At 48.0% G+C, this 581-nt stretch carries 1 protein-coding gene; it reads right to left on the reverse strand.

The window, feature by feature from the left end:
* Nucleotides 1–581: tRNA 2-thiouridine(34) synthase MnmA (gene mnmA / locus R7E78_RS28775; protein ID WP_318058968.1), on the reverse strand; the 581-nt coding region annotated here is incomplete at both ends.

A 581-nucleotide genomic window follows, 5' to 3' on the forward strand; every position in this document is an offset into this window, starting at 1 on the left:
GCACGTTGCGGTCGAGATCTTTCTCACCTACGAACCATGGATCTTCATTACCGCCGCCGCCTTTACGACCACCGATATGAAGGCCTTTACGTTGGCCTAGTGTGTGGTACATCAAGCCTTGGTGCTGACCGATAACTTCGCCTTCTGGCGTTTCGATGTTGCCTGGCTGAGCAGGAAGGTAACGGCCTAGGAACTCAGTAAACTTACGCTCACCGATGAAACAGATGCCTGTTGAATCTTTCTTCTTCGCTGTGATTAGACCTTGTTCTTCCGCGATACGGCGAACTTCTGGTTTTTCCAAATCACCCACAGGGAATAGGCTACGAGCAACTTGTTCGTGGCTTAGTGTGTACAAGAAGTAGCTTTGGTCTTTGTTGCTATCTAGGCCACGCAGCATTTGTGGCTTTTCGCCGTTTTCAGGGAAAGAACGACGCACATAATGACCCATGGCAATGTAGTCTGCCTCAAGCACTTCATCAGCGAATTCAAGGAATGCTTTGAACTTGATTTCTTTGTTACAAAGGATGTCTGGGTTTGGAGTACGACCGGCTTTGTATTCTGCTAGGAAGTATTCGAATACG

The organism is Vibrio sp. YT-19(2023) (assembly GCF_033337395.1).